The following is a 22,476-nucleotide window of genomic DNA, read 5'->3' as shown; positions in this document are numbered from 1 at the left end:
AAACGGGGAGGTGCCTGGTCAAGGTGAGTGGTCGAACCCGCCTCCCGAAGGTACCGCGGGTTTCAAGACAGGCACTGAGATCGCGGTTCCTCACCAGGAGAGCGGCACAACTGGTATTGACGGCCAACGCGTTGCGGCCGCTGGGCGGTGAGAGAACGTCGATCGCGGCGTTCTTCGCCGGGTGGCTGACCGGTGAGCTGGCTCCGCACCTGCTCGCCCTGACCGCCGCCGACACGCTCGCACACCTCGCCCGGCACGGCCTGCGCGAGCGGTCGGACCGGATCGGGGTCGGCCTGGCGGCCCTGTCGGCCGCGGGGCTCGGCGCGTTGATCGTGGATTCGCAACGGGCACGCGGTGAGGTCGAGCGCGCACTGGCCGAAGCGCTGGGCCCGCGCTACGCGCAGAACCTCCGGCGCCCGCCGGATCCCCGGGATCTGGCGACACCGTGGGGACAGCTCGTGTTGCCGTTCCGGATGCGCGACCCGGACGTCCGCCGGGACCGTGACATCGCCTATGCCCCTGGGGGCAAGCGATTCCTGCTCGACATCTACCGCCCGAAGGAGCCGGTCGAAAACAGCCCGGTCCTGCTGCAGATCCACGGTGGCGCGTGGATGGTGGACAGCAAGGACCATCAGGGCATCCCGCTGATGCTGCACATGGCGCGGCGCGGCTGGGTCTGCGTGGCGATCAACTATCCGCTCTCGCCGTCATCCCGGTGGCCCGAGCACATGATCGGGGTCAAGCGGGCGGTGGCCTGGATCCGGCGGAACATCGCCTCCTACGGGGGCGATCCCTCGTTCCTGGCGGTCACCGGCGGTTCCGCGGGCGGCCACCTCGCGGCCCTGCTGGCGCTCACGCCGAACGACGCGGCCCTGCAACCCGGCTTCACCGAGGTGGACACCAGCGTGCAGGCGTGCGTACCGCATTACGGCGTCTACGACTTCGCGGCGACCAGCGGCTCACCGGCGAGCCAGCGACGGCTCAAGGGCCTGATCGCCCGTTACGTGGTCGGCAAGGATCCGGTGCGGTTCCTCGACGACTACATCGCCGCGTCCCCGCTCGACCGGATCACCGACAAGGCGCCGCCGTTCTTCGTGATCCACGGCGAGCGCGACACGCTGGTTCCGGTGCGGGAAGCGCGCGAGTTCGTGCGGCGGCTGCGGGAGACGTCGCCGAATCCGGTCGCCTACGCCGAAATCCCGGGAGCGCAACACGCCTTCGACGTGTTCCCCTCGATCCGCAGCGCGCACGTGGTGCGTGGCGTGGAGCGCTTCCTCGAATGGAGCTATCTGCGCGCGCGCGAACCCTGAGTCACCGCAACGCTTCAGGACAGCACGTCGACCGGATGGACGGAGCCCGGGCCGGAAGGAACCCAGCCGAGACTCCTCCGGGCGAAGCGATACCAGCGGCCGTCGCGGCCCAGCCGGAGCTGGACGTCTCCGCGAGTGACCCGGTTGCGCCAGACCACCGTCTCGCCGGGCAGGTCCGCCTCGTCCAGTTCGGCGCGGGCTTCGGCCGTTTTTCCGCGCGGTGGCTGCCAAATCTCCCGCAGGACGTTCAACCCGCCGCGCCCGGCTTCGCGCCAGGCGATCGCCCAGCGGGTGAGTTCCTTGACCGGCATTCCGGCGTGCGCGGCGAGCACGGTGACGTCCGGCATGATGGCGGCCCGGCGCGCGAGATCCTCTTCCAGGGACAGGCCGAAAACCTCGCCGGGACCGTCGGTCAGCGCGTGCCAGGCGACCGTGGCGGCGTTCGTGGCCAGGTCCGTCAGGACATCGGTGCGCAGGGCGCTGCCCGGCGGCGGGTCCGAGGGCAGCGGGAGCGGACGGGCCGGCCCTTCCGGAATCGGGGGCAGCGCGGGCAGAGCACCCGGTGTGCGGGCGAAGGCGTCCTCAGGCTCGACACCCTCGTCGAGCGCGGCTTCGGCGCCGGGCGGCCGGGCCCGGCGGGCACGCAATTCGGCGAGGAGCTCGTCGCGGCCCTTGCCCCGCAACAGGAACAGCACGAACGGATCCGCGTCGACCTCGTCGGCGACCAGGTAACAGACGGCGGCCGCGTGCTTGCACGGGTCGGCCGAGTCGGGACAGGAACACCGCGGCCACAGGTCTCCCGGCCCCGGCAACAGATCGACGCCGGCCGACCGCGCGTGCTCGGCGAGTTCGGGTGGGAGTTCCCCGTCGAGCAGCGCCGCCGTGTAGCCCATCTGGCCGCCGATCGTGTCCAGCAAGGTCTCCCAGTCCCGCGCGGAAAACCGGTGGGTGCCGATGGTGACGCGATACGGGACCGGACGGCTGCCCTGGACCCTGGCCTTGATCTGCCCCGCCGTCACCTCGAGCGCACCCACCTGGCCCTTGCGCGCGTAGGTCCGGCCGCGCGGCAGGCGGTTGGGGTCGATCTGGGCACGGCCTTCCAGGGCGTCGACCCAGGCTCGTCCCCACCAGGTGCTTCCGAAGTTGCGCCGGGCCATCACTGTCCCCACGGGCCGGCGGTCATGGTGTCTCCCCGAGGCGCACGAGGTCGGCGAGTTGCTGGTCGGACAGTTCGGTGATCCAGTCCTCGCCGGCGCCGATCACGGCTTCGGCGAGCCCGCGCTTGGTCTCCAGCACCGCGGCGACCCGTTCTTCCAGGGTTCCTTCGGCGATCAGCCGGTGGACCTGGACGGGCCGGTCCTGGCCGATGCGGTAGGCGCGGTCGGTCGCCTGGTCCTCCACCGCGGGATTCCACCAGCGGTCGTAGTGGATCACATGGGTGGCCCTGGTGAGGTTCAGCCCGACCCCGCCCGCTTTGAGCGACAACAGGAAGACCGGGATCTCCCCGGCCTGGAACCGGCTCACCATCCGCTCGCGCCGGTCCGCCGTCACGGCGCCCGACAGCAGTTCCGCGCCGACGCCCTGTTCGGTCAGACGCGCCGCCAGCAACCGGCAGAGCTGGACGTACTGGCTGAACACGAGCACGCTCTCGCCCTCGTCGAGGATCACGTCGAGCAGTTCCTCGAAGGCCGCGAGCTTCCCGGACCGGCCGGTGAGCGGACCGTCTTCCTTGAGGTACTGGGCCGGATGGTTGCAGATCTGCTTGAGCTCGGTGAGCATCTTGAGCACCTGCCCGCGCCGTTGCACACCGCGCGACTCGCGGATGACGGCCATGTTCTCGCGGACCACCGCCTCGTACAGCGTCGCCTGTTCGGTGGTCAGCGGGACGAACCGGTCGGTCTCGGTCTTGCGCGGAAGTTCCGGCGCGATGTCCGGGTCTGTCTTGCGCCGCCGCAACAGGAACGGACGGACCATGGCGGCGAACCGCGCGGTGGCCTCCGCGTCGCGATGACGCTCGACGGGCCGGGCGACGGTACGGCGGAAGTGTTCGAGGCTGCCCAGCAGGCCCGGCGTCGTCCAGTCCACAATGGACCAGAGCTCGGTGAGCCGGTTCTCCATCGGGGTGCCGGTGAGGGCGACGCGGGCGGCCGCGGGGATCTTCCGCAGTTCCTTCGCCGTGGCGGACAACGGGTTCTTCACGTGCTGAGCTTCGTCGGCGGCGATGAGGCCCCAGCCCGCCTCGGCGAGCGCGGACCTGTCCCGGCGCAGCACGCCATAGGTGGCGAGCACGACCTCGTCCGGCGCGAGCGCGTCGAGATGCCGCCCGCCGCCGTGGAACCGGCGCACCGGGATCTTCGGGGCGAACTTCGCGAATTCGCGCTCCCAGTTGCCGAGCAGTGAGGTCGGGCAGAGGACGAGCGTGGGGCCCGCGCCGAGCGCGCGCCGATGCAGGTGCAGGGCGATGAGCTGGATCGTCTTGCCGAGACCCATGTCGTCGGCCAGGCAGCCGCCGAGGCCGAGCGCGGTCATGGTGGCGAGCCACCCCAGCCCGGCCAACTGGTAGGGCCGCAGCGTGGCCTCAAGGCCAGGAGGCGGACCGCTCACGCGGGCGGTGTCGTTCCGGACGCGCTCCAGCAGGTCCGCAATTGCTTGCGGGGGCGAGAAATCGAGCCGCTCCCCCTCGACCTCGACGGTGCCGGCCAGCGCGGCCGCGAGGGCCTCGGCACCGGTGAGGGTGCGCGTGCGGCGCCGGAGCCTGGCGAGCATGGCCTCGTCGGCCCGCACCCACTGCCCGCGCAGGCGGACGATAGGCCGTTTCGCCTCGGCCAGCGCGGTGACTTCCTCCTCGGTGAGCGGCTGACCGCCGACGCTGAGCTGCCAGCGGAAGGAAAGCAGGTCGGTCAGGCGGAACGCCGAGGCCGATTCGCTGCCGGGCGACGGCGTCGCGCCGGCCCGCACGCGCACCGCGTCGGCGAACATTCCCTTGGGCCACAAGACTTCCACGCCCGCCTCGCGGAGGGGATCGTGGCTGAGCAGTTCGACGATCTCGTCGTCGGTGAGCGCCAGTTCGCCCGGGGCGGCCGCCTCGAGCGCCCGGTTCAGCGGGGGCCAGGCGCGGGCGGCGCGGCGCAAACCGATGAGCAGCCGTGCCTCGACCTGGTCGCCGAACCGGCTGAGCACGGCGTCCGGCGCCTGCCACAGGGTCGCCGCGTCGACCACCAGGCTCGGGTCGGCGGCACTGCGCAGGGCGATGACCCCGGCGAAGGAGAAATCCTCGCCTTCTTCGCGGATCTCGATGCGCAGCGACAGGTGCGCCCCGGAAGGCTGCTGCGCGGTGAGCCACGCGGCGTCGGCGGAGCTCAGCAGGGTCGGCTCCGGGTCCGCGAAGGCGGGCTCGGCCGAAGCGAACCGGGCGGCGGGCGTACGCGCCAGCACGTCGGCGACCGCGTCCCAGAGCGCTCGGATGAGCGACTCCGGGGAATGCAGGCGGATCCGTTTCAGCCCGGACAGGGGCAGCGCGTGCGCTTCGGGCGGCAACGCGGCCGCGAGGCCCCGGATGAGTTCTTCGTCGGCGCTCTCGAGCGGACCTGCCCGCCACGAGTCGTACCCGCCGGGGCTCGCGGCGGGCAGGACCCGGCCGCGAGCCACCACGTTCAACGCGGCCGCCACCGCGGCGCTCCACGCCTCGATGGTGCGGTTGGGCGGGTCGGTGACGGTGAGCAGGAGCCCGATCGCCTCCGCCACCGGCAGCACGTGGGCGTCGACCTTCATGCGCCGGAACGACTTCCCGTCGGGCAGCACGAGTTCGATGGGGGTGTCCCCACCACCGTCACCCCACAGGGCGAGCACGCCTCGGCGGGGCGGGTCGGAGGGCACGAAGATCGCCCTGGTGGCCGGTGTGAGTTCCACGCAGTCACGATAGGACCGGCCACCGACACCGCCCGCACGCGCATGGTCAGGAAGAGGGCAAAGAGCCCAACTGGGTGTCGATGTCCGATCCGAGCACCAGATCGGTGAAGGGCGCCTTCAGGGTGAACCGTGCGGAGTGCACCCCCGCCTTCATGACCTGGGCCACCGTCCACAGCCACAAACCGTCCGGCAACCCCTCCGGCTTCTTGCTCATCACGTAAGGGAGGGCGTACCGGTTCCGCAGTGCCTTGTCGGCCGCCGCGAAGGTGCCGCCGCCCAGCAGGCCCCACACCATGTGCCTCGGATCAGTGTCGCCGTGGGCCAGGTTGAGAATGGTGTTGCCGGTGGCGGTCACCATGAATTCCTGTGCGGCACCGTAGAGGACCTGTGCCGTGGTCGGAGGCAGGTATCCGGCGCCTCCCACCGCGGCTTCTTCGGTTTCCGAGACCCGCACCGAGACATTCTCGGTGCTCCGATGGACGCTCGCGTCCACCTCGGGCCCCTCCCCTGCCGCCGATTCCTGGGCGGCCACCGCTTCGCCGCGGCCGGCAACGGAAGGAGCGGCGGGCTCGTCCAGGGCCACCTGGTCTTCCAGCACATGCCCGGAATCCGTGCGGGCCACCTGCCCGGCGTCCGGAGCCACCAGAGTGAGATCGGTGCTCCGGCGGAGAAGAGCGTTCAAGTCAGGCTCGTCGACCGTGGGTCCCTCCTTGACCTCAGTACCCTCCTTGACCGCCGATTCCGGCGCGGCGCCCGCCTCACCGCCACGCTCGGCGGAAGGACCGGCGGCGACATCCAGGTCAGTGGTCTTTCTTTCCAGCACCGGTCCGGAACCCTCGCGAACCGCCTCAGGCGTCACCAGAGTGAGATCGGTACTCCGATGGACAAGCGCGTCCAGGTCAGGCTCCCAGGCCGCGGGTCCCGGCGTGACCACGGAGCCCTCCACCTCCGGGGTTTCCTCCTTGGCCGTCGAGTCCCGGCCGGACGCCCGCTCACCGCCACCGGCCACGGAACGGACGGAGTCACCATCGCGCAATGTCATCAATGCGATGCCCTCCGCCGGTGCCGGTACCGGCGGAGCCACCTCGGTCGCGGACCGCGGACCCGACGCGTTGTCCCCGCCGTCACGGGACGGAGAACGGGGCGAATCGCTTTCACGCGAGGCCCTCTCCCTCCGCGTCCCGTAGTTGTCGATCGCGTTCTTGACGCGCTTGCCGATCTTCGTCTCCTGCTCCAGCAGGTGAATGGTGAAGTAACCAGCGAAATCGAGCGCCTCGAACGGAAGGAGGCTGTAGAGCAAGACATCCCTGGCATTGCTCAACCCCCGCCCGGAAAGGAACTCGGGAGCCATCATGCCGGTGTACATCGTCGCGGCGTCGGCAAGGTAGGCGGGGAGCCATTTGGTCAAGATCTCACCGGCGTATCCGGCGATTTTACCCGCGGTGGCGCCCACCCCCCGCATGACCTCGGCCGCGGAGGCCACCAGTCGGCGGAACGCCTGGCACAGTTGGATCGCGCGGCTGATCAACCAGTAGGCCCGGTTCAGGAAGATGAGTCCGGCTATCCAGCCCACCACCCAGGAAAGGGCGACGGTCGCCAGCAATGCCTCCAGGATCTCCAGGGCTATGCCGATGATCGTCCGGATGATCAGCCCGGCGTTGGCCGCGTGGGTTTCCAGGTGGTCGGCGGCTCTGTCCAGGTGATCGGCGGCGTCGTTCGCCAACTGGAGGTGGTACTGCGCGAGCCGGGAATGGGAATCCGCGGCGGAGCCCGCCCAGTCGATGTCGTTCAGGGAGGAAACGACCTGGCCGTAGGACTGCCGCATGGCGTCGGCGTGCTCCCGGTACTGCTCCGCCCGTGCCCGGATCGCCTCGGCATCGCTGCCGCGCCCGGGGTAGGCCACGCCGAAACTCTCGAGGACACGGATCGCCTCGTCGACGATGGCCGCGTTGACGTCGGTCATCGACCGTCCGGGGCGGGCAACCCGGCCACGGCCGTCGCGTCGTCGTCGACTCCACGACAGAGCCGCGTCATCGATTCCAGCGCATCCCGGTGACGCTGCGCCAAATCGTGCATACCGAGCACCATGTCCTGCAACGATTCATGCATCGTGCGATATTCGGCGGACGCCCGTTCACCCTCCGGCGATATTCCGAAAGCGAATTCCGGAGTGGTCCCGCCATCGAGAGCGCTCAGCAGGCTTCCGGTTTCTTCGACACATTCACCGAGGCCGCGCGCCGCTCGCCTGAGCTGTTCCACGTCGGCCCGAAAACGATCCGCCGCCAAAATTCCTCCCACGACCTGGTAGTGCACGCGCATTGATTCGCGCACTTCCCCGGCGAAGCGCGACAGACGAGACCGTCCGCGTCAAGAACTACCGAGTCCAGGTGGCACACTCAAGGGATGGCCAGAACGGAAACGTTCATTTAACATTCACCCATCCGGTCGCGGAGAAGCCGGTCGCCGCTACACCGCCGTCACCCGTGGTCTGGCCGTTTCCTTGCGGACCACCGAGGGCGCCGGCACCTGCCACGGTTTGCTGGCGGAGGTGGCCGCCGAACTCGCGGCGACCGCCGCCGGGGCAGGCCGGCTGCGCCCCGAGGTCACGGTCGAGGACCTGCTCGCTGTGGCCAACGGGATCGCCATCCAGGCCGAGGACGATCCGGAGCGGGCGGGCCGCCTCCTGCGGATCGCCCTCGACGGCGTGACCCCCCGGGGCTAGCGGGCCGACCTGGGTCGTATCGAGGTCAGGCGGCGCCAGACCTGCGGAAGGACGCCGTGGCACACTTCGTTGACCACGATGCCGTCAGGGGAGCACGACGCATGACCGAGCGCCCGGCCAGGCGAACGCAGGAGCAACGACGCGCCGAGACCGAGCGGCGCGTGCTGGACGCGGCAATGGCGCTCATCGCGCGCAGCGGCTCCCGTGCCATCACGCTCGCCGAGGTCGGGGAGGCCGCCGGCTACAGCCGCGGCATCGTCTACCACCATTTCGGCAGCCGGGAACGGCTGCTGGAAGCCGTGGTCGACGAGGCGCAGCGGTTCGACGTCCCCGACTACCAGGGCGACGCCCTGGACTACCTGGCGCGGATCATCGAGGCGTACCTGCGCAACGTCGTGCGACGCACCCCGTCGGCGCGCGCGTTCCTGCAGCTGTGGGGCGAGGCGATCGCGGCCGACCCCGTGCTGGCTCCGCTGTTCGCCCGCCGGGACGCCGACTTCCGGCAACTCCTGGCGAACGTGGTCCGCCAGGGCGTCGCCGACGGGTCCATCCGGCCCGACGCGAACCCGGCCGCGGCCGCCGTGCTGATCCTCGCCCTGCTCCGCGGGACCGGGCTGCAACTCATCGCCCAACCCCCGGTTCGCAACCTCCCCACCCTCATCACCGAGGCGACGCGCTCGGTACGCGCGGCCTTCGCGGTCACGCCGTAGCTTCCGGCAGTGGTCTCCCGCACCGGCCGCTGCTACACTTACTTGCATACATGCACACAACTTAGGAGTGATTATGGCCGTTCCACTGGTACTCGTGCACGGCAATCCGGAGAGCCCCGGCGTGTGGGGACCGCTGATCGCCGCGCTCGGCCGGGACGACGCGGTGTCGCTGTCCCCGCCCGGCTTCGGGGTGCCCGCCTCGGACGACTTCTCCGCCACCGTCGACGGCTATCGCGAATGGCTCGCCGCGCGGCTGGAGCAGTTCCGGGAACCCGTCGATCTCGTCGGCCACGACTGGGGTGGCGCGCACGTCGCCCAGATCGCGATGACCCGCCCGGATCTGATCCGCAGCTGGGCATCGGACGCACTCGGCCTCTTCGCCCCGGACTACGTCTGGCACGCGCGGGCCCAGGTGTGGCAACAGGAAGGGGCAGGCGAGGCCTCGGTGAAGGAACTCTTCGGCGGCACGCTGGAGCAGCGGCTGAAGGTCGTCGGCGCGCTCGGGATGACCGGCCCGGCCGCGGAACGCGTGGCCGCCGGTATGGACGACGGCATGGGGCGGGCGGTGCTCTCGCTTCTGCGATCGGCCGCCCAGCCGGTCATGGCCGACGCGGGCCGCGGCCTCGCGAAGGCGCGACAGCGGCCCGGCCTGGCCCTGATCGCGCTCGCGGACAGGGACCAAGCCAGTGGAACGCCTGCGCAGCACCGGTTCGCGGGCGAGGCCGCCGGTGCCGAAATCGCCGAACTCCCCGGTGTCGGACACTGGTGGCCGGTGACCGACCCGCACCCGGTGGCGCGCGCCCTGGCCGCGTTCTGGTCCCGTTTGGACGGTTAGCCCGTCGTGACGAACTCGTCGGCGACCCAGCGTGCGACAGCGGCGGGGTACGGCGGCAACAGTCCGAGGACGATGTGCCGGAAGCCGGCCTCGATCGCCTCGGCGATCGCCTTCCGGGTTTCGCCGGGCTTGTCGTAGGAGACGGGAAGGTGGATCGAGCGGGTGATCGTCGCGGGGTCACGACCGATCTCGGCGCAGTAGCGGTCCAGCACCGCGCTGCGCCGGAGGAGGTCGTCCATGTCCTGCCCGCCGGGGATGTTCCACAGGTCGGCATGTTCGGCGACCACGCGCAGCGTCGCGTTCGAACGCCCGCCGATCATGATCGGCGGATGCGGGCGCTGAACGGGTTTGGGATCGCCGAACGCTCCGGCGAGCTGGACATAAGTGCCGTCGAAGTCGAACGGTTCGGCCTCGGTCCACAATCGCCGGATCACCGTGACGGCCTCCGCGAAACTGCCTACGGCGTGCGCGGTGTCGTGGAAGGGCACGCCGTGGGCCTCGTACTCGCGGCGGGCTTGGGGAAGGTCCGGTCGTGAGCCGACACCGATGCCGAAGTCGAGCCGCCCGCCGGACACGATGTCGACCGTCGTGGCGATCTTGGCCAGCAGCGCGGGAGGCCGGAAGCGGTTGCTCGTCACGAGCAGGCCGAGGCGGAGACGCCGAGTCTGCGCGGCGAGAGCGGACAGCAGGGTCCAGCCTTCGTAGGTCGGCCCGAGCGGGTCGCCGAAGATCGGCATGAGGTGGTCGTAGAGCCACGCGTGCTCGATTTCCGGGATCGCGTCCGCTTCTCGCCAGACTCGCCGGACGTCGTGGTAATCGACCTGCGAGGGCGCGGTCATGATCCCGAAACGCGGCCGTGAATCAGGCATGATGGTCCATTTCTTTTCGTCGGATACCGTCGGAGAATTCATTTGTATTCGATCCGGCCCAGCGGATCGGAGGCGTCCTTCAGCGCGGCGCGCGCGGCGCTCCAGCCGGAGTCTTCGGGATAAAGCGCGCTGCGAAGGTAGGCCGAGGTGAGGCGTTGAATCAACGCGACCCGTTCGGGATTCTCGTCCGTCGTTTCCGCGGCTTCGTAGCCGGCGATCCCGCCCAGTGAATGTTCGGCACCGAACAGCGTCAGCAGGCTCTTTTCGCCGGGGCTCAGGAAGTACGCGTCGGTGAACCAGTCCGGGCCACGGACCGACAACGGGGAGTCGTCGTGATCCCCCGCGACGATGAGAGCCGGCGTGGTCATGTCCGCGAATCCCGGATTCATGAACGGCATCTGCTCGGCCGCGAACGGAGCCAGGTCCGCTCCGCCCGTACCGGTCACGGCGAAGAGCACACCGGCTTTGACCCGTGAATCCGACAGATCCTCCCCCTGTTCGCCGTCGGCATCAAGGACTCGCGCGCCCAAGAGCATGCTCGCGGTCTGGGCACCCCAGGAATGTCCGGCGACGGCGATACGGCTTCGGTCGAGACGTCCGCCGAGACCGGGAACGGACGTTTCGAGGAAATCGAGCTGGTCGAGCACACGCTTCAGGTCGTCGACCCTGATACGCCAGATCAGTGGTGTCCGGGGATCGTCCGACGGAAGGTTCAGCGTCCTCGAATCGAGATGGGTGGGTTGAACGACCACGAAACCGTGCGCGGCCCAGAAGTCCGCCAACGGACCGTATCCCCGCAAGGAAGACCCGAATCCGTGGGAGAACACGACAATCGGCAGATCGCGCCCCGTCTCCGGGGCCGACACTCGCACCTGCAGTTCTTCACCACGACCCGGAGCGGACAGCACCACCGGGCCTACGGAGACCACACGAGAGGACACGCCGGCCGGTCTCCCGGCAGTGATCGTGTTCGGCTTGCTCATGAACAACCTTTCCGAGGGGGTGTGGTGGCCGGGCCTTCGCCCTGGCATCATGGACTAAGCGGAACGTTGCTCCGCCAACGATACGGAACTATGTTCCGCTTTGCAAGTGCCTCGGTGACGGAAGGAACCGCGCGATGAACGACAGCGGCAAGAGCGCGGCACGCCCCAAGCGCGCCGATGCCCGGCGCAACGAGAAAACCCTGCTCGACGCGGCGGCCGCGGTCTTCGTGACGTCAGGCGTGGAAGCGCCGGTCCGCGACATCGCGGCCAAGGCCGGCGTCGGGATGGGCACGATCTACCGCCACTTCCCGACCCGGGCGGACCTCATCATCGCCGTCTACCGGCATCAGGTGGAGGCCTGCGCCGAGGCCGGACCCGCCCTGCTGGCGAGCAGCGCGTCCCCTTACGCCGCACTGGTGCGGTGGATCGACCTCTTCGTCGACTTCCTGGTCACCAAGCACGGACTCGCCGCCGTGCTCCGGTCCGACAAGGGCGGCTTCGACGCGCTGCACGCCTACTTCCTCGACCGCCTCGTGCCCGTGTGCACCGAACTGCTCGAAGCCGCGGTGGCGTCCGGCGAGATCCGATCCGACGTGCGGGCCCTCGAACTCATGCGCGGCGTGGGAAACCTCTGCATCGGCGCCGAGGAGAACGACACCCGCTACGACGCCCGCCGGATGGTGAACCTCCTCGTCGCCGGGTTGGGTAAACCTTCTTAGCGAGGCAGGCCGAGGAGACGCTCGGCGGTGACGTTCAACAGGATCTGCGTGGTACCACCCGCGATGCTGAGGCACCGCGTGAGCAGGAACTCGTGCTGGGCGGGCCCGGACAGGGCGCCCAGCGGTCCCTGCCATTCCACCGCCGTTTCCGCCACCGCCTGCCGGTGCCGTACGCCGATCAGCTTGCGGACGCTGGATTCCGGCCCGGGGTCGTGACCGCCCAGGCGGCGCAGCGCGGCCCTGAGTTCGAGCAGCGAGCACGCGGACCCTTCGGCGACCAGGGCACCGAGGCGTTCCAGCATCGCCGCGTCCGGTGACCGCACCGTACTCAGCAATTCCTCGACCGCCTCGCCCACCGAGGATCCGCCGCCCATCGCCACCCGCTCGTTGGCCAGCGTGGTCCGCGCCAGCGCCCATCCGCCGCCGACCTCGCCGACCACGTTCTCGTCCGGCACGAACACGTCGTCGAGGAACACCTCGTTGAACACCTCGTCACCGGTGATCTCGCGCAGCGGCCGGATCTCGATCCCCGCACTGGCCATGTCCACCAGGAAGTAGGTGATCCCGCGGTGTCGTTCACCACCGGTGCGCGCCAGACAGATCGCCCAGTCCGCCTCGCGTGCCAGCGAGGTCCAGACCTTCTGGCCGGTCAGCCGGAAACCACCCTCCACTTTGGATGCCTTGGTGCGCAGGGAGGCGAGGTCGGATCCGGCACCCGGCTCACTGAAGAGCTGGCACCAGGCGATCTCGCCGCGCAGGGTCGGACCGGCGAACCGCTCTCGCTGTTCCGGCGTCCCGTGTTCGAGGATGGTGGGCACCGCCCAGGCGCCGATGGTGAGGTCGGGACGGGAGACTCCGGCCGCGGCCAGTTCGGCGTCGATCACCAGTTGCAGTTCGGGACTCGCGCCGAGGCCGTAGGGCTGGGGCCAGTGCGGCATGAGATAGCCGGATTCGGCGAGCCGCGCCCGCTGTTCCCCGGAGGGAAGCGCGGCTATTCCGGCCACGGTGGCTCGTACGTCGTCGTCCACCGGAAGGTCGAGACCAAGCCTGCGGCGCACGCCGGAGAGCACGAGTTCGGCCGCGCGACGGCGCCAGCGCGCCGAACCACCGAGCAACTGGCGCAGGGACAGGGCACGGCGGAGATAGAGATGCGCTTCGTGCTCCCAGGTGAAGCCGATGCCGCCGAGCACCTGGACGCAGTCCTTAGCGTTGTCCACCGCCGCATCCAGCGCGGCGGACGCGGCCACGGCGGCGGCGAGCGGGTGCTGGCCGGGGTCCCCCGCGGCGCGGGCGGCGTCCCAGGCCAGCGCGGCGGCGAGTTCGGACCGGCAGAGCATCTCCGCGCACAGGTGTTTGACGGCCTGGAACGACCCGATCGGCTTGCCGAACTGTTCCCGCACCTTCGCGTACTCGCTCGCGGTGCGCACGCACCAGGCGGCGACACCGGCGGCCTCGGCGGCGGCCAGGGTCGCGGCGAGGTCTCCGGGATCGGCGACGAGCGCGGTGTGCGGCACCTCGACGTCTTCGAGTTCGACGAAACCCAGGTCCCGCGAGAAGTCCAGGGCTTCCGCGCGTTCGACACGCACGCCGGGCAAGCCGGGCGGCAAGAAGAACCAGGTCGTCGATCCGTTCACGTCGGCGGCGAGCAGCAGATGGGTTTCCTCGCCGGCGTCGAGCACCGGGGTGGACCGGCCGCTCATCCGGAAACCCGGGGAGCCCTCCAGCGGAACACCCGTCAGATCACCGGGCCCGAGCGCGACCGCGGCGCGTGCCGTGCCGTCGGCCAGCGGCGCGCAGAATTCCTTGGCGGCGGCCGAGTCCGGCCGGGCGCTCAGCGTCAGCGCCGCCAGGAGGGTGCCGAACACCCTCCCGGGCGCGAGCACACCGGCCGCCTCCGCCAGGCCCACCGCGGCGTCGGCCACGCTCGCCCCGGCGCCGCCGAGATCCTCGGGTACCGCGATCGCGAACAACCCGATCTCCGCCAGTCCGGCGCCGAGGTCGCCCTCGCCGCCGCCCTCCCGGGCTCGCACCAGGTCGGCCGGAGACGCCCCGGAGGCCCAGGAACGGATCGATTCGCCAAGGGCACGCTGCTCCACCGTGATCGCCATCGCCACGCGGCTCACTATAGAACGTGTTTCAGTTTTTTCGAAAGACTGCCGTTAGGTAAGCTATGCGGACATACTGAAACAAGTTTCGGAGTATTTGCCGATGACGGGTAAGTCGAAGGTATCTGCCCAGGCCAAGAACGGACTGGGCGCCGCACCCGGCGAGGAGCTGGGGTCAGCCGCCCAACGGGACCGGCGCCGCCGCATCCTCGACGCGACGCTGGCGCTGGCCTCCAAGGGCGGCTACGACGCGGTGCAGATGCGCGCCGTGGCCGAACGGGCGGACGTCGCGCTGGGCACGCTGTACCGCTACTTCCCGTCCAAGATCCACCTGCTGGTCTCCGGGCTCGCCCGCGAGTTCGAGCGTGCCCAGGAACGGCTGACCAGGAGCACCATCCCGGGCGAGACGCCGGCGGAGCGGTTGATCTTCGTGCTCAGCCGCAACACCCGGATGATGCAGCGCGACCCGCACCTGACCGAGGCGGTGGTACGGGCCTTCATGTTCGCCGACACCAGCGCGGCGGCCGAGGTCGAACAGGTCGGCAGGTTCATGGAGGAGATGTTCGCCCAGGCGATGCGGATCGACGAGCCCACGGAGCACGACCGCGCCGTGTTCCACCTGATCGCCGACGTGTGGATGGCGAACCTGGTGGCCTGGGTGACGCGCCGCGCCTCGGCCGCCGACGTGGCCGCCCGGCTGGAACTCTCGGTGCGCCTCCTGCTCGAACGCTGACGCACCGAAAGCCCACCCGTCGCCCACCGCCACCCTCAACGGACGCGCTTCGCGCGGCGGCCTAGCCCACCCGTCACCCACCACCGCCCTCAACGGACGCGCTTCGCGCGGCGGCCTAGCCTTTGAGCTTCGGCAGGACCTCGCGGCCGAAGACCTCGATCCACTCCTTCTGGTTCCGGCCGACGTTGTGCAGGTAGATCCGGTTGAATCCGGCGTCGACGAACTTCTGCAGCGCGGCGCGGTGCACGTCCGGGTCGGACGAGATGACCATGCGGCCCTCGAAGTCCTCGGCCCGCACCAGCTTGGCCATCTGACCGAAGTCGAACGGGGAACGGACGTCGGCCTTCGGGAACTTCATCCCGCCGTTGGGCCACTGGTCCAGCGCGTTGGCCAGCGCCTCCTCGTCGGTCGGCGCCCACGACAAATGCACCTGAAGGAGTTTCGGCATGCTGTCCGGGTCCTTGCCGGCCTTGCGCGCGCCCTGGCCGAAGTTGTCGAGGATGCCGGCCAGCTTCTCCAACGACGCCCCCGGCGTGATCAGGCCGTCGGCCAGCTCACCGGTCTTGCGTGAGGTGTACGGGCCCGCCGAGGCGATGTAGACCGGCGGCGGGGTGTCCGGCAGCGTCCACAGCCTGGTGGTGTGCAGCTTGAAGAACTCGCCGTTGTGCTTGACGTCCTTGCCGCTGAACAGTTTCCGGATGATTTCCAGCGCCTCGAACATCCGGCGGACGCGTTCCGGCGCCTCCGGCCAGTACCCGCCGATGATGTGCTCGTTGAGCGCCTCGCCCGATCCGATGCCGAGCCAGGTCCGGCCCGGGTAGGTGGCCTCGAGCGTGGCCGCGGCCTGCGCCACCATCGCGGGGTGCAGCCGGAACGACGGGCAGGTCACCCCGGGGCCCAGGTCACCGGTGGTGTTCTCGGCCAGCGAAGCGAGCACGCTCCACACGAACGACGCCTGCCCCTGCTGCGGTACCCATGGCTGGAAGTGGTCGGCGGCCATCTGCCCGGAGAACCCGTGCTGCTCGCCCATCGCCGCCAGCTCGATGGATTCTCGCGGCGAGAACTGCTCCAAGGCCGCCGCCATGCCGATCTGAACGCTCACGACTCAATACCTTTCTCGGATGACAACTTCAAACCTACTCGTAGCGGGCCGCGAACACCGCCAGCGCGTCGAGGCGCCGCAGCGTGCGGGCCTCCGGCTCCACCGGAAGCGCCAGCGTCACCCGCTCGGCACCGGCCTCGGCATAGGCGGCGAACAACTCCTCGTCCGGTGATGCGGAGGTCACCGTCACCGGCACACCGGAGGGCCTGGCCTCCAGCTGGGCCTCGACCTGGCGTGGATCCCGCACCGCGAACGGCAGCCAACCGTCACCGAGCCGCCCGGCCCGCGCGGCCGCGGACGCGCTGTCCCCGCCGATGTAGACCGGTGGGTGGGGCTTGGAGACCGGCTTCGGCCACTGGAACATCGGGGCGAAGTCGACGTACTCGCCGTGGAACTCCGCCTCGTCCTGGGTCCAGATCGCCTTCAACGCCAGAATCCGTTCGTCGAGCAACGCGCCCCGGGTGCGCGGGTCGGTGCCGTGGTCGCGCATCTCCTCGCGGTTCCACCCCACCCCGACCCCGAAGATCACCCGGCCACCCGACAGTACGTCGACGCTCGAAACCTGTTTGGCGGTATGGATCACATCACGCTGTACCAGCAGCGATATGCCGGTACCGAGGAGCAGCCGGGAAGTCACCGTGGCGGCCGCGGCCAGCGCGACGAACGGGTCGGCGGCGCGGAAGTACGGCCGGGGCAGGTCGCCTCCGAGCGGATACGGCGTCTCGCGGCGGACGGGGATGTGGGAGTGCTCGGCCACGAACAGCGCGTCGAATCCGCGTTCTTCGACCGCTTCGGCCAGCGCGGCGGGCAGCATGCCCTCGTCCGTCACGAAGGTCGAGATGCCGACCTTCACAGGCCCGCGACCTTGGCCAGTTGGTCAAGGCGGGTCAGGGTTTCGGCTTCGGGCAGGGTGGGCAGGAGCAAGGCCACCCGCTCCGCGCCGGCTTCGGCATAGCCCTCGATCAGGCGGGGATCGTCACCGACGCCGAACGCGGTGAAGGGCACGTCCTCGCGGCCCAGTTCGGCGAAGCGTTCACGGGCACGGCGGAGCTGGCCCGGGCCGGCGATGGGCAGCCATCCGTCGCCGTGAGCGGCGACCCGCGCCAGCGCCGCCGGGCTTTGTCCTCCGATGTAGACCGGTGGGTGGGGCTTGGAGACCGGCTTCGGCCACTGGAACATCGGGTCGAAGTCGACGTACTCGCCGTGGAACTCCGCCTCGTCCTGGGTCCAGATCACCTTCAACGCCGCGAGCTGCTCATCGAGCAGGGCGCCCCGGGTGCGCGGGTCGGTACCGTGGTCGCGCATCTCCTCGCGATTCCACCCCACCCCCACCCCGAAGATCACCCGGCCGCCGGAAAGCAGGTCCAGGCTGGCGACCTCCTTCGCCGTGTGGATCACGTCCCGCTGGATCGTCAGCGCGACACCGGTGCCGAGCAGGAGGTCCGAGGTGACCGTGGCCGCGGCTGCGAGCGCGACGAACGGGTCCAGCGTGCGGTAGTACTCGCGAGGAAGGTCACCGCCGGCGGGATACGGCGTCTCCCGGCTCACCGGGATGTGGGAGTGCTCGGCCAGGAAGAGCGAGTCGAAACCTCGTTCTTCCAGCGCTTTGCCGAGCGCCGCGGGCCCGATTCCGTCGTCGGTCACGAAGGTGGCGATTCCGAACTTCATATGACCGCGCAACCTCGCCGCGCCGCGCGATATTCCCGCGCGGGCGCGACGATTTCCGCCCGGATTGGTCCGCCGTCACACGTTACGCCGGTATTGACCCCCGACTTCGAAGAAGGCTTCGGTGATCTGGCCCAGTGAACACACCCGGGCCGCGTCCATCAGCGCCCCGAACAGGTTCTCGCCACGCGTGGCCGCCTCGCGAAGACTCTTCAGCGCCTGTTCCGCTTCGTCGTGGTGCCTTTCCTGGAAGTCCGCCAGCCGGCTCAGTTGCGACTGTTTCTCCTCCTCGGTGGCACGTGCGAGTTCGACCTCGACCTCGTCGTCCTCCGGGTGCGGGTTGCGGAAGGTGTTCACCCCGACGATGGGCAGCGATCCGTCGTGTTTGCGGCGCTCGTAGAGCATCGACTCGTCCTGGATCCGGCCCCGCTGGTACCCGGTTTCCATCGCGCCGAGCACCCCGCCTCGCTCGGAGATCCGGTCGAACTCGGTGAGCACCGCCTCCTCGACGAGGTCGGTGAGCTCATCGATGATGAACGAGCCCTGCAACGGGTTTTCGTTCCCCGCCAGGCCCCATTCCTTGTTGATGATCATCTGGATGGCCATCGCGCGGCGCACCGAACTCTCGCTCGGCGTGGTGATCGCCTCGTCGTAGGCGTTGGTGTGCAGCGAGTTCGCGTTGTCGTACAGCGCGCACAGGGCCTGGAGCGTGGTCCGGATGTCGTTGAACGCCATCTCCTGCGCGTGCAGCGAACGCCCCGAGGTCTGGACGTGGTACTTGAGTTTCCGGGAACGCTCGTTCGCGCCGTAGCGTTCCCGCATCGCGATCGCCCAGATGCGGCGCGCCACCCGGCCCAGGACCGAATACTCGGCGTCCATTCCGTTGGAGAAGAAGAACGAAAGATTGGGCGCGAAGTCGTCGATGTCCATTCCGCGCGCGAGATAGGCCTCGACGTAGGTGAATCCGTTGGCCAGCGTGAACGCCAGTTGCGAGATCGGGTTCGCACCGGCTTCGGCGATGTGGTAACCGGAGATCGAGACCGAGTAGAAGTTGCGGACCCCGTGCTCGATGAACCATTCCTGGATGTCGGCCATCATGCGCAGCGAGAACTCGGTGGAGAAAATGCAGGTGTTCTGCCCCTGGTCCTCCTTGAGAATGTCCGCCTGCACGGTGCCACGGACCGTGCGCAGCGTCCACTCACGCAGTTCCGCGGCCTCGTCTGCCGAGGGCTCCCTGCCGTGTTCAGCGGTGAACTCCGCGATGCGCGCGTCGATCGCCGTGTTGAGGAAGAAGGCCAGGATCGTCGGCGCCGGACCGTTGATCGTCATGGACACCGAGGTGTTCGGCGCGGTCAGCTCGAAACCGTCGTAAAGGGCCTTCATGTCGTCGAGGGTGGCGATGGACACGCCCGAAGTGCCGATCTTGCCGTAGATGTCGGGCCGGGTGCCGGGATCGTGGCCGTAGAGGGTCACCGAGTCGAAGGCGGTGGACAGACGCTTGGCCTCGGAATCGGCGGAGAGGTACTTGAACCGGCGGTTGGTGCGGAAGGCGTCGCCCTCGCCCGCGAACATGCGAGCCGGGTCCTCGCCCTCGCGCTTGAACGGGAAAACTCCCGCGGTGTAAGGGAAGTAGCCGGGAAGGTGCTCGCGGCGCAGGAAGGACAACAACTCGCCGGGGTCGGTGTAGCGGGGCAGCGCCACGCGCGGGACCCGGTTGCCGGAAAGCGTTTCCCGCCACAGCTTCGTCCGCAGTTGCTTGTCCCGCACGCCGAACACGAGTTCCTCGCCGCGGTAGGACTCGGCGAGTTCGTCCCAGGAGTCGAGCAGCCTCCGCGACTCACTGTCCACTTCGGACTCCGCGGCGGCGAGCAGGTCGTGGAGCGCACCGACGGTGTCCGAAGAGCCCGCCTCCTGCAACGCCGCCTTCGCGGCGGCGAGGTGTTCACGCCGGCGCACCACCGCGACCTGGCGCCGGGTGTGTTCGTGGTAGCCCCGTACGGTCTCGGCGATCTCGGCCAGGTAGCGCGTCCTGGACGGCGGGATGACGGTGCTCGCCCCGGTGGACACCTTGCCTTCGACGTGCGGCAGGGTTCCGGCGGACACCGAAAGTCCCCGTTCGGCCAGCGCGTCGCGCAGGTGCGCGTACAACGCGGTGACCCCGTCGTCGTTGAACTTCGCCGCGCTGGTGCCGAACACCGGCATGTCCTCCGGCGACGCGCCGAACTCTTCGCGGTTGCGCAGCAGTTGCCGCGCGACGTCACGGCGGGCGTCCTCCGCGCCGCGCCGCTCGAACTTGTTGATCGCCACCACGTCGGCGAAGTCGAGCATGTCGATCTTCTCGAGCTGGGAGGCCGCGCCGAACTCCGGAGTCATGACATACAGCGAGAAGTCGACGTGGTCCACGATCCCGGCGTCACCCTGCCCGATGCCCGGCGTTTCGACGATCACCAGGTCGTAACCGGCCGCCTTGCACGCCTGGATCGACTCGTCGAGCCCCTGCGGGATCTCACCGTGCGTGCTTCTGGTCGCCAGGGAACGGAAATAGACCGGCGGGGTGCCGCCCCCGGCGTCGCCGGTCAGGCAGTTCATCCGGATCCGGTCGCCCAGCAGCGCACCGCCGCCACGCCGCCGGGTCGGGTCCACCGCCAGCACCGCGATCCGTACCTTGTCCTGCTGGTCCAGCCGGAAACGGCGGATCAGCTCGTCGGTGAGCGAAGACTTCCCCGAACCACCGGTACCGGTGATGCCGAGCACCGGCACGGTGCGGGCCGCCGCCGCCCGCGTGATCGCGGCCTGGACGTCCTCGGGCAGGACACCGCCCTGCAGCCGGGTGATCGTCCGCGCGAGGGCGGGCACGTCCCCGGACAACAGCCGGTCCACCGGGCCCGGCGAGGTGGCGGCGAGGTCGACGTCGCATTCGCGGATCATCAGGTTGATCATCCCGGGAAGGCCCATCTCCAGGCCGTCGTCCGGGGAGAAGATGCGGGCGACGCCGCGGGAGTGCAGGAGTTCGATCTCCTCGCGCACGATGACGCCGCCGCCACCGCCGTAGACCTTGATGTGCCCGGCGCCGCGTTCGCGCAGCAACTCGACGAGGTAGGTGAAGTATTCGACGTGGCCGCCCTGATAGGCGCTGACCGCCACGCCGTGGACGTCCTCGGAGATGGCCGCGGTGACGACCTCGTCCACGGAACGGTTGTGCCCGAGGTGCACGACCTCGGCGCCCTGGGACTGAAGGATCCGGCGCATGATGTTGATCGAGGCGTCGTGCCCGTCGAACAGGCTGGACGCGGTGACGAACCGGAGGGGATGAGTGGCCCGGTAGAGCTGCATACCCCTAAAATACTTGGACTTCCTACTATTTCAAGCCCAAGGACGCCCTTCGTCCGCACAGGGACGGACGGCCGTGCGAACGCAGCACGACGGCAGGATCGGTGAACGAAGAGTCGCCCACCGCGGCGGCCGTCCGGGTCTCCCCTCGCGAACCGCCGCGGAAATCACCGCTTGCCGGCGGACCTCATCGCGATCCACTGCCGCATCGCGTACTCGACCAGCGTGATCAGGGTTTGCTTGGTCGACTCGCGATCCCGCGCGTCACACCGCACGATCGGGATGCTCGGCTCGATCGCCAGCGCCTCCCGCACGTCGTTGAGATCGTGCGACAGGACCCCGTCGAACGTGTTGACCCCGATGATGTAGGGCAGGCGGCGGTCTTCGAAGAAGTCCACCGGCGCGAACGAGTCCGCCAGCCGGCGGGTGTCCGCGAGGACCACCGCGCCGATCGCGCCCCGCACCAGGTCGTCCCACATGAACCAGAACCGCTGCTGGCCCGGCGTGCCGAACAGGTAGAGGATCAGGTCCCGGTCCAGCGACACCCGGCCGAAGTCCATGGCCACCGTGGTGGTCTGCTTGTTCGGCGTGTTGTCGAGGTTGTCGATGCCCCGGCTGGCATCGGTCATCATCGCCTCGGTGGTGAGCGGGACGATTTCCGACACGGACCCGACAAAGGTCGTCTTGCCGGCGCCGAACCCGCCGGCGACCACGATCTTCGCCGAGGTCATGGTCTGCGGCGCGGCCGGCCGCTGTGTCTTAAAGCCGACGGAGTCCACTCAACACCCTTTCCATCAACATGAAATGCGCCTCCCCATCCCCGTTGCCGGATACTGTCTTGTGCACGGTGATCAACCCCGCATCAGCGGCGTCGCTGATCAGCACCCGGGCCACGCCGAGCGGAACCCGCAGCAGCGCCGCGACTTCCGCGACCGAACGCGGTGTCCGGCATTCTTCCATGATCGACCGGTGCTCGAACTGCACCGTCGTCAGGTCCACCTGGACGCCTGCCCGTTCGGATACCGAGATCAGCGTTTCCAGTTCCAGCGTGAGCTTGGCCTTCGTGCGACCCCCGGTCAGCGCGTAGGGGCGCACGACCGAGGCCTCGTCCGACTGCCGTTCGAACTCCACCGGACCGCTGGACACCGCGGGCTCGAACAGCCCGGTGCCCTGGGAGGTCTCGAAAAAACCGGGAGGCTCCCGTGGCGCGTCCATCGGCGGGGGCACCGGCGCCTGCTGCGGCGGCTGGTGCTGCTGTGGCGGCGTCTGTGGCGGACCGGGCGGCAGGTACTGCTGTTGCTGCTGCCCCTCGTACCCCGGCGGCGGCGTCTCGGCGTAGCCGTCGGGATAGCTGTCTCTGCTCTTCTTCCGCTTCCTGCGCGACCGCCCCGAGTCGAGGGTGAACGCGTTCAGGACATCGGCGAAGGTCGCCTCGTCGTCCTCGTCCGGAGACGATGCACCGCCCCCGGGTCCCGTGCTCATCT

At 69.4% G+C, this 22,476-nt stretch carries 19 protein-coding genes; 7 read left to right on the top strand and 12 right to left on the bottom strand.

Annotated features, from left to right (window positions below; translation table 11 throughout):
- Positions 1 to 74: 74 nt before the first annotated feature.
- Entirely contained in the window at positions 75 to 1,310 is a 1,236-nt protein-coding gene (locus ACFSXZ_RS21350; RefSeq protein WP_378267000.1) for an alpha/beta hydrolase fold domain-containing protein, read from the top strand.
- Between the two features lie 14 nt (positions 1,311 to 1,324).
- Here the strand turns inward: ACFSXZ_RS21350 and ACFSXZ_RS21345 are convergent, their stop codons facing one another.
- Genes ACFSXZ_RS21345 through ACFSXZ_RS21335 form a run of 3 tightly spaced genes read right to left on the bottom strand, consistent with a single transcriptional unit; the run spans position 1,325 to position 7,182 of the window.
- Positions 1,325 to 2,479, bottom strand: coding sequence for an SWIM zinc finger family protein (locus ACFSXZ_RS21345; protein ID WP_378266877.1), 1,155 nt, complete (start codon positions 2,477 to 2,479; stop codon positions 1,325 to 1,327).
- Between the two features lie 10 nt (positions 2,480 to 2,489).
- Positions 2,490 to 5,219 carry a DEAD/DEAH box helicase gene (locus tag ACFSXZ_RS21340; protein WP_378266876.1) on the bottom strand — a complete coding sequence of 910 codons (2,730 nt, stop codon included), beginning with the start codon at positions 5,217 to 5,219 and terminating at the stop codon, positions 2,490 to 2,492.
- Positions 5,220 to 5,265: 46 nt separating this feature from the next.
- On the bottom strand, positions 5,266 to 7,182 hold the full coding sequence (locus ACFSXZ_RS21335; protein WP_378266875.1) for a WXG100 family type VII secretion target: 1,917 nt from the start codon (positions 7,180 to 7,182) through the stop codon (positions 5,266 to 5,268).
- 89 nt (positions 7,183 to 7,271) lie between these two features.
- On the opposite strand from ACFSXZ_RS21335, the gene ACFSXZ_RS21330 reads away from it, so the two are divergent.
- From ACFSXZ_RS21330 to ACFSXZ_RS21315, 4 genes are all read left to right on the top strand, one after another.
- On the top strand, positions 7,272 to 7,541 hold the full coding sequence (locus tag ACFSXZ_RS21330) for a hypothetical protein (protein WP_378266874.1): 270 nt from the start codon (positions 7,272 to 7,274) through the stop codon (positions 7,539 to 7,541).
- Positions 7,537 to 7,941: an SbtR family transcriptional regulator gene (locus ACFSXZ_RS21325; protein WP_378266999.1), complete on the top strand. Its 405-nt coding sequence runs from the start codon at positions 7,537 to 7,539 to the stop codon at positions 7,939 to 7,941. The genes ACFSXZ_RS21330 and ACFSXZ_RS21325 overlap by 5 nt, the downstream gene beginning before the upstream one ends.
- Before the next feature lie 101 nt (positions 7,942 to 8,042).
- Positions 8,043 to 8,651: a TetR/AcrR family transcriptional regulator gene (locus ACFSXZ_RS21320; protein WP_378266873.1), complete on the top strand. Its 609-nt coding sequence runs from the start codon at positions 8,043 to 8,045 to the stop codon at positions 8,649 to 8,651.
- A gap of 73 nt (positions 8,652 to 8,724) precedes the next feature.
- Positions 8,725 to 9,486, top strand: coding sequence for an alpha/beta fold hydrolase (locus ACFSXZ_RS21315; RefSeq protein WP_378266872.1), 762 nt, complete (start codon positions 8,725 to 8,727; stop codon positions 9,484 to 9,486).
- Here the strand turns inward: ACFSXZ_RS21315 and ACFSXZ_RS21310 are convergent.
- Together ACFSXZ_RS21310 and ACFSXZ_RS21305 are read right to left on the bottom strand one after the other, a co-directional pair.
- Complete coding sequence (locus ACFSXZ_RS21310) at positions 9,483 to 10,355, bottom strand: LLM class flavin-dependent oxidoreductase (protein WP_378266871.1); 873 nt, start codon at positions 10,353 to 10,355, stop codon at positions 9,483 to 9,485. The two genes, ACFSXZ_RS21315 and ACFSXZ_RS21310, sit on opposite strands and share 4 nt — an antisense overlap.
- A 38-nt stretch (positions 10,356 to 10,393) precedes the next feature.
- Entirely contained in the window at positions 10,394 to 11,338 is a 945-nt protein-coding gene (locus ACFSXZ_RS21305; RefSeq protein WP_378266870.1) for an alpha/beta hydrolase family protein, read from the bottom strand.
- A gap of 134 nt (positions 11,339 to 11,472) precedes the next feature.
- On the opposite strand from ACFSXZ_RS21305, the gene ACFSXZ_RS21300 reads away from it, so the two are divergent.
- Complete coding sequence (locus tag ACFSXZ_RS21300) at positions 11,473 to 12,057, top strand: TetR/AcrR family transcriptional regulator (RefSeq protein ID WP_378266869.1); 585 nt, start codon at positions 11,473 to 11,475, stop codon at positions 12,055 to 12,057.
- Here ACFSXZ_RS21300 and ACFSXZ_RS21295 read toward each other — a convergent pair.
- Positions 12,054 to 14,165: an acyl-CoA dehydrogenase family protein gene (locus tag ACFSXZ_RS21295; RefSeq protein WP_378266998.1), complete on the bottom strand. Its 2,112-nt coding sequence runs from the start codon at positions 14,163 to 14,165 to the stop codon at positions 12,054 to 12,056. The two genes, ACFSXZ_RS21300 and ACFSXZ_RS21295, sit on opposite strands and share 4 nt — an antisense overlap.
- Positions 14,166 to 14,265: 100 nt before the next feature.
- Between ACFSXZ_RS21295 and kstR the strand changes: the two genes are divergently transcribed.
- On the top strand, positions 14,266 to 14,895 hold the full coding sequence (gene kstR / locus ACFSXZ_RS21290; RefSeq protein ID WP_378266868.1) for a cholesterol catabolism transcriptional regulator KstR: 630 nt from the start codon (positions 14,266 to 14,268) through the stop codon (positions 14,893 to 14,895).
- Between the two features lie 115 nt (positions 14,896 to 15,010).
- On the opposite strand, the gene ACFSXZ_RS21285 is transcribed toward kstR, so the two are convergent.
- The 6 genes from ACFSXZ_RS21285 to ACFSXZ_RS21260 all read right to left on the bottom strand — a co-directional run bounded on the left by ACFSXZ_RS21285 (position 15,011) and on the right by ACFSXZ_RS21260 (position 22,474).
- Positions 15,011 to 15,979, bottom strand: coding sequence for a TIGR03557 family F420-dependent LLM class oxidoreductase (locus ACFSXZ_RS21285; protein WP_378266997.1), 969 nt, complete (start codon positions 15,977 to 15,979; stop codon positions 15,011 to 15,013).
- Between the two features lie 52 nt (positions 15,980 to 16,031).
- Positions 16,032 to 16,850, bottom strand: coding sequence for an LLM class F420-dependent oxidoreductase (locus ACFSXZ_RS21280; protein ID WP_378266867.1), 819 nt, complete (start codon positions 16,848 to 16,850; stop codon positions 16,032 to 16,034).
- The gene (locus tag ACFSXZ_RS21275; RefSeq protein ID WP_378266866.1) at positions 16,847 to 17,665 is read right to left on the bottom strand and encodes an LLM class F420-dependent oxidoreductase; all 819 of its coding nucleotides are present in this window, start codon (positions 17,663 to 17,665) and stop codon (positions 16,847 to 16,849) included. The genes ACFSXZ_RS21280 and ACFSXZ_RS21275 overlap by 4 nt, the downstream gene beginning before the upstream one ends.
- 75 nt (positions 17,666 to 17,740) lie before the next feature.
- Positions 17,741 to 20,995, bottom strand: coding sequence for a fused isobutyryl-CoA mutase/GTPase IcmF (gene icmF, locus ACFSXZ_RS21270; protein WP_378266865.1), 3,255 nt, complete (start codon positions 20,993 to 20,995; stop codon positions 17,741 to 17,743).
- Positions 20,996 to 21,159: 164 nt separating this feature from the next.
- Positions 21,160 to 21,771 carry a GTP-binding protein gene (locus ACFSXZ_RS21265; protein ID WP_378266864.1) on the bottom strand — a complete coding sequence of 204 codons (612 nt, stop codon included), beginning with the start codon at positions 21,769 to 21,771 and terminating at the stop codon, positions 21,160 to 21,162.
- Complete coding sequence (locus tag ACFSXZ_RS21260) at positions 21,752 to 22,474, bottom strand: DUF742 domain-containing protein (protein WP_378266863.1); 723 nt, start codon at positions 22,472 to 22,474, stop codon at positions 21,752 to 21,754. Before ACFSXZ_RS21260 ends, ACFSXZ_RS21265 begins: the two co-directional genes overlap by 20 nt.
- Between the last annotated feature and the right edge of the window lie 2 nt (positions 22,475 to 22,476).

The sequence above is a fragment of the Amycolatopsis pigmentata genome (assembly GCF_042684065.1).
GTDB classification, from domain to species: domain Bacteria; phylum Actinomycetota; class Actinomycetes; order Mycobacteriales; family Pseudonocardiaceae; genus Amycolatopsis_E; species Amycolatopsis_E pigmentata.
The sequence above is the reverse complement of the archived record's forward strand: the minus strand, read 5'-3'. Positions and strand labels throughout refer to the sequence as shown.

What these genes read in the sequence shown, in the direction of transcription:
- ACFSXZ_RS21335 (WP_378266875.1), bottom strand. Translation starts at nt 7,182, where the DNA reads ATGACCGACGTCAACGCGGCCATCGTCGACGAGGCGATCCGTGTCCTC.
- ACFSXZ_RS21320 (WP_378266873.1), top strand. Translation starts at nt 8,043, where the DNA reads ATGACCGAGCGCCCGGCCAGGCGAACGCAGGAGCAACGACGCGCCGAG.
- ACFSXZ_RS21315 (WP_378266872.1), top strand. Translation starts at nt 8,725, where the DNA reads ATGGCCGTTCCACTGGTACTCGTGCACGGCAATCCGGAGAGCCCCGGC.
- ACFSXZ_RS21310 (WP_378266871.1), bottom strand. Translation starts at nt 10,355, where the DNA reads ATGCCTGATTCACGGCCGCGTTTCGGGATCATGACCGCGCCCTCGCAG.
- ACFSXZ_RS21305 (WP_378266870.1), bottom strand. Translation starts at nt 11,338, where the DNA reads ATGAGCAAGCCGAACACGATCACTGCCGGGAGACCGGCCGGCGTGTCC.
- ACFSXZ_RS21300 (WP_378266869.1), top strand. Translation starts at nt 11,473, where the DNA reads ATGAACGACAGCGGCAAGAGCGCGGCACGCCCCAAGCGCGCCGATGCC.
- ACFSXZ_RS21295 (WP_378266998.1), bottom strand. Translation starts at nt 14,165, where the DNA reads ATGGCGATCACGGTGGAGCAGCGTGCCCTTGGCGAATCGATCCGTTCC.
- kstR (WP_378266868.1), top strand. Translation starts at nt 14,266, where the DNA reads ATGACGGGTAAGTCGAAGGTATCTGCCCAGGCCAAGAACGGACTGGGC.
- ACFSXZ_RS21285 (WP_378266997.1), bottom strand. Translation starts at nt 15,979, where the DNA reads ATGGCGGCGGCCTTGGAGCAGTTCTCGCCGCGAGAATCCATCGAGCTG.
- ACFSXZ_RS21275 (WP_378266866.1), bottom strand. Translation starts at nt 17,665, where the DNA reads ATGAAGTTCGGAATCGCCACCTTCGTGACCGACGACGGAATCGGGCCC.
- icmF (WP_378266865.1), bottom strand. Translation starts at nt 20,995, where the DNA reads ATGCAGCTCTACCGGGCCACTCATCCCCTCCGGTTCGTCACCGCGTCC.
- ACFSXZ_RS21260 (WP_378266863.1), bottom strand. Translation starts at nt 22,474, where the DNA reads ATGAGCACGGGACCCGGGGGCGGTGCATCGTCTCCGGACGAGGACGAC.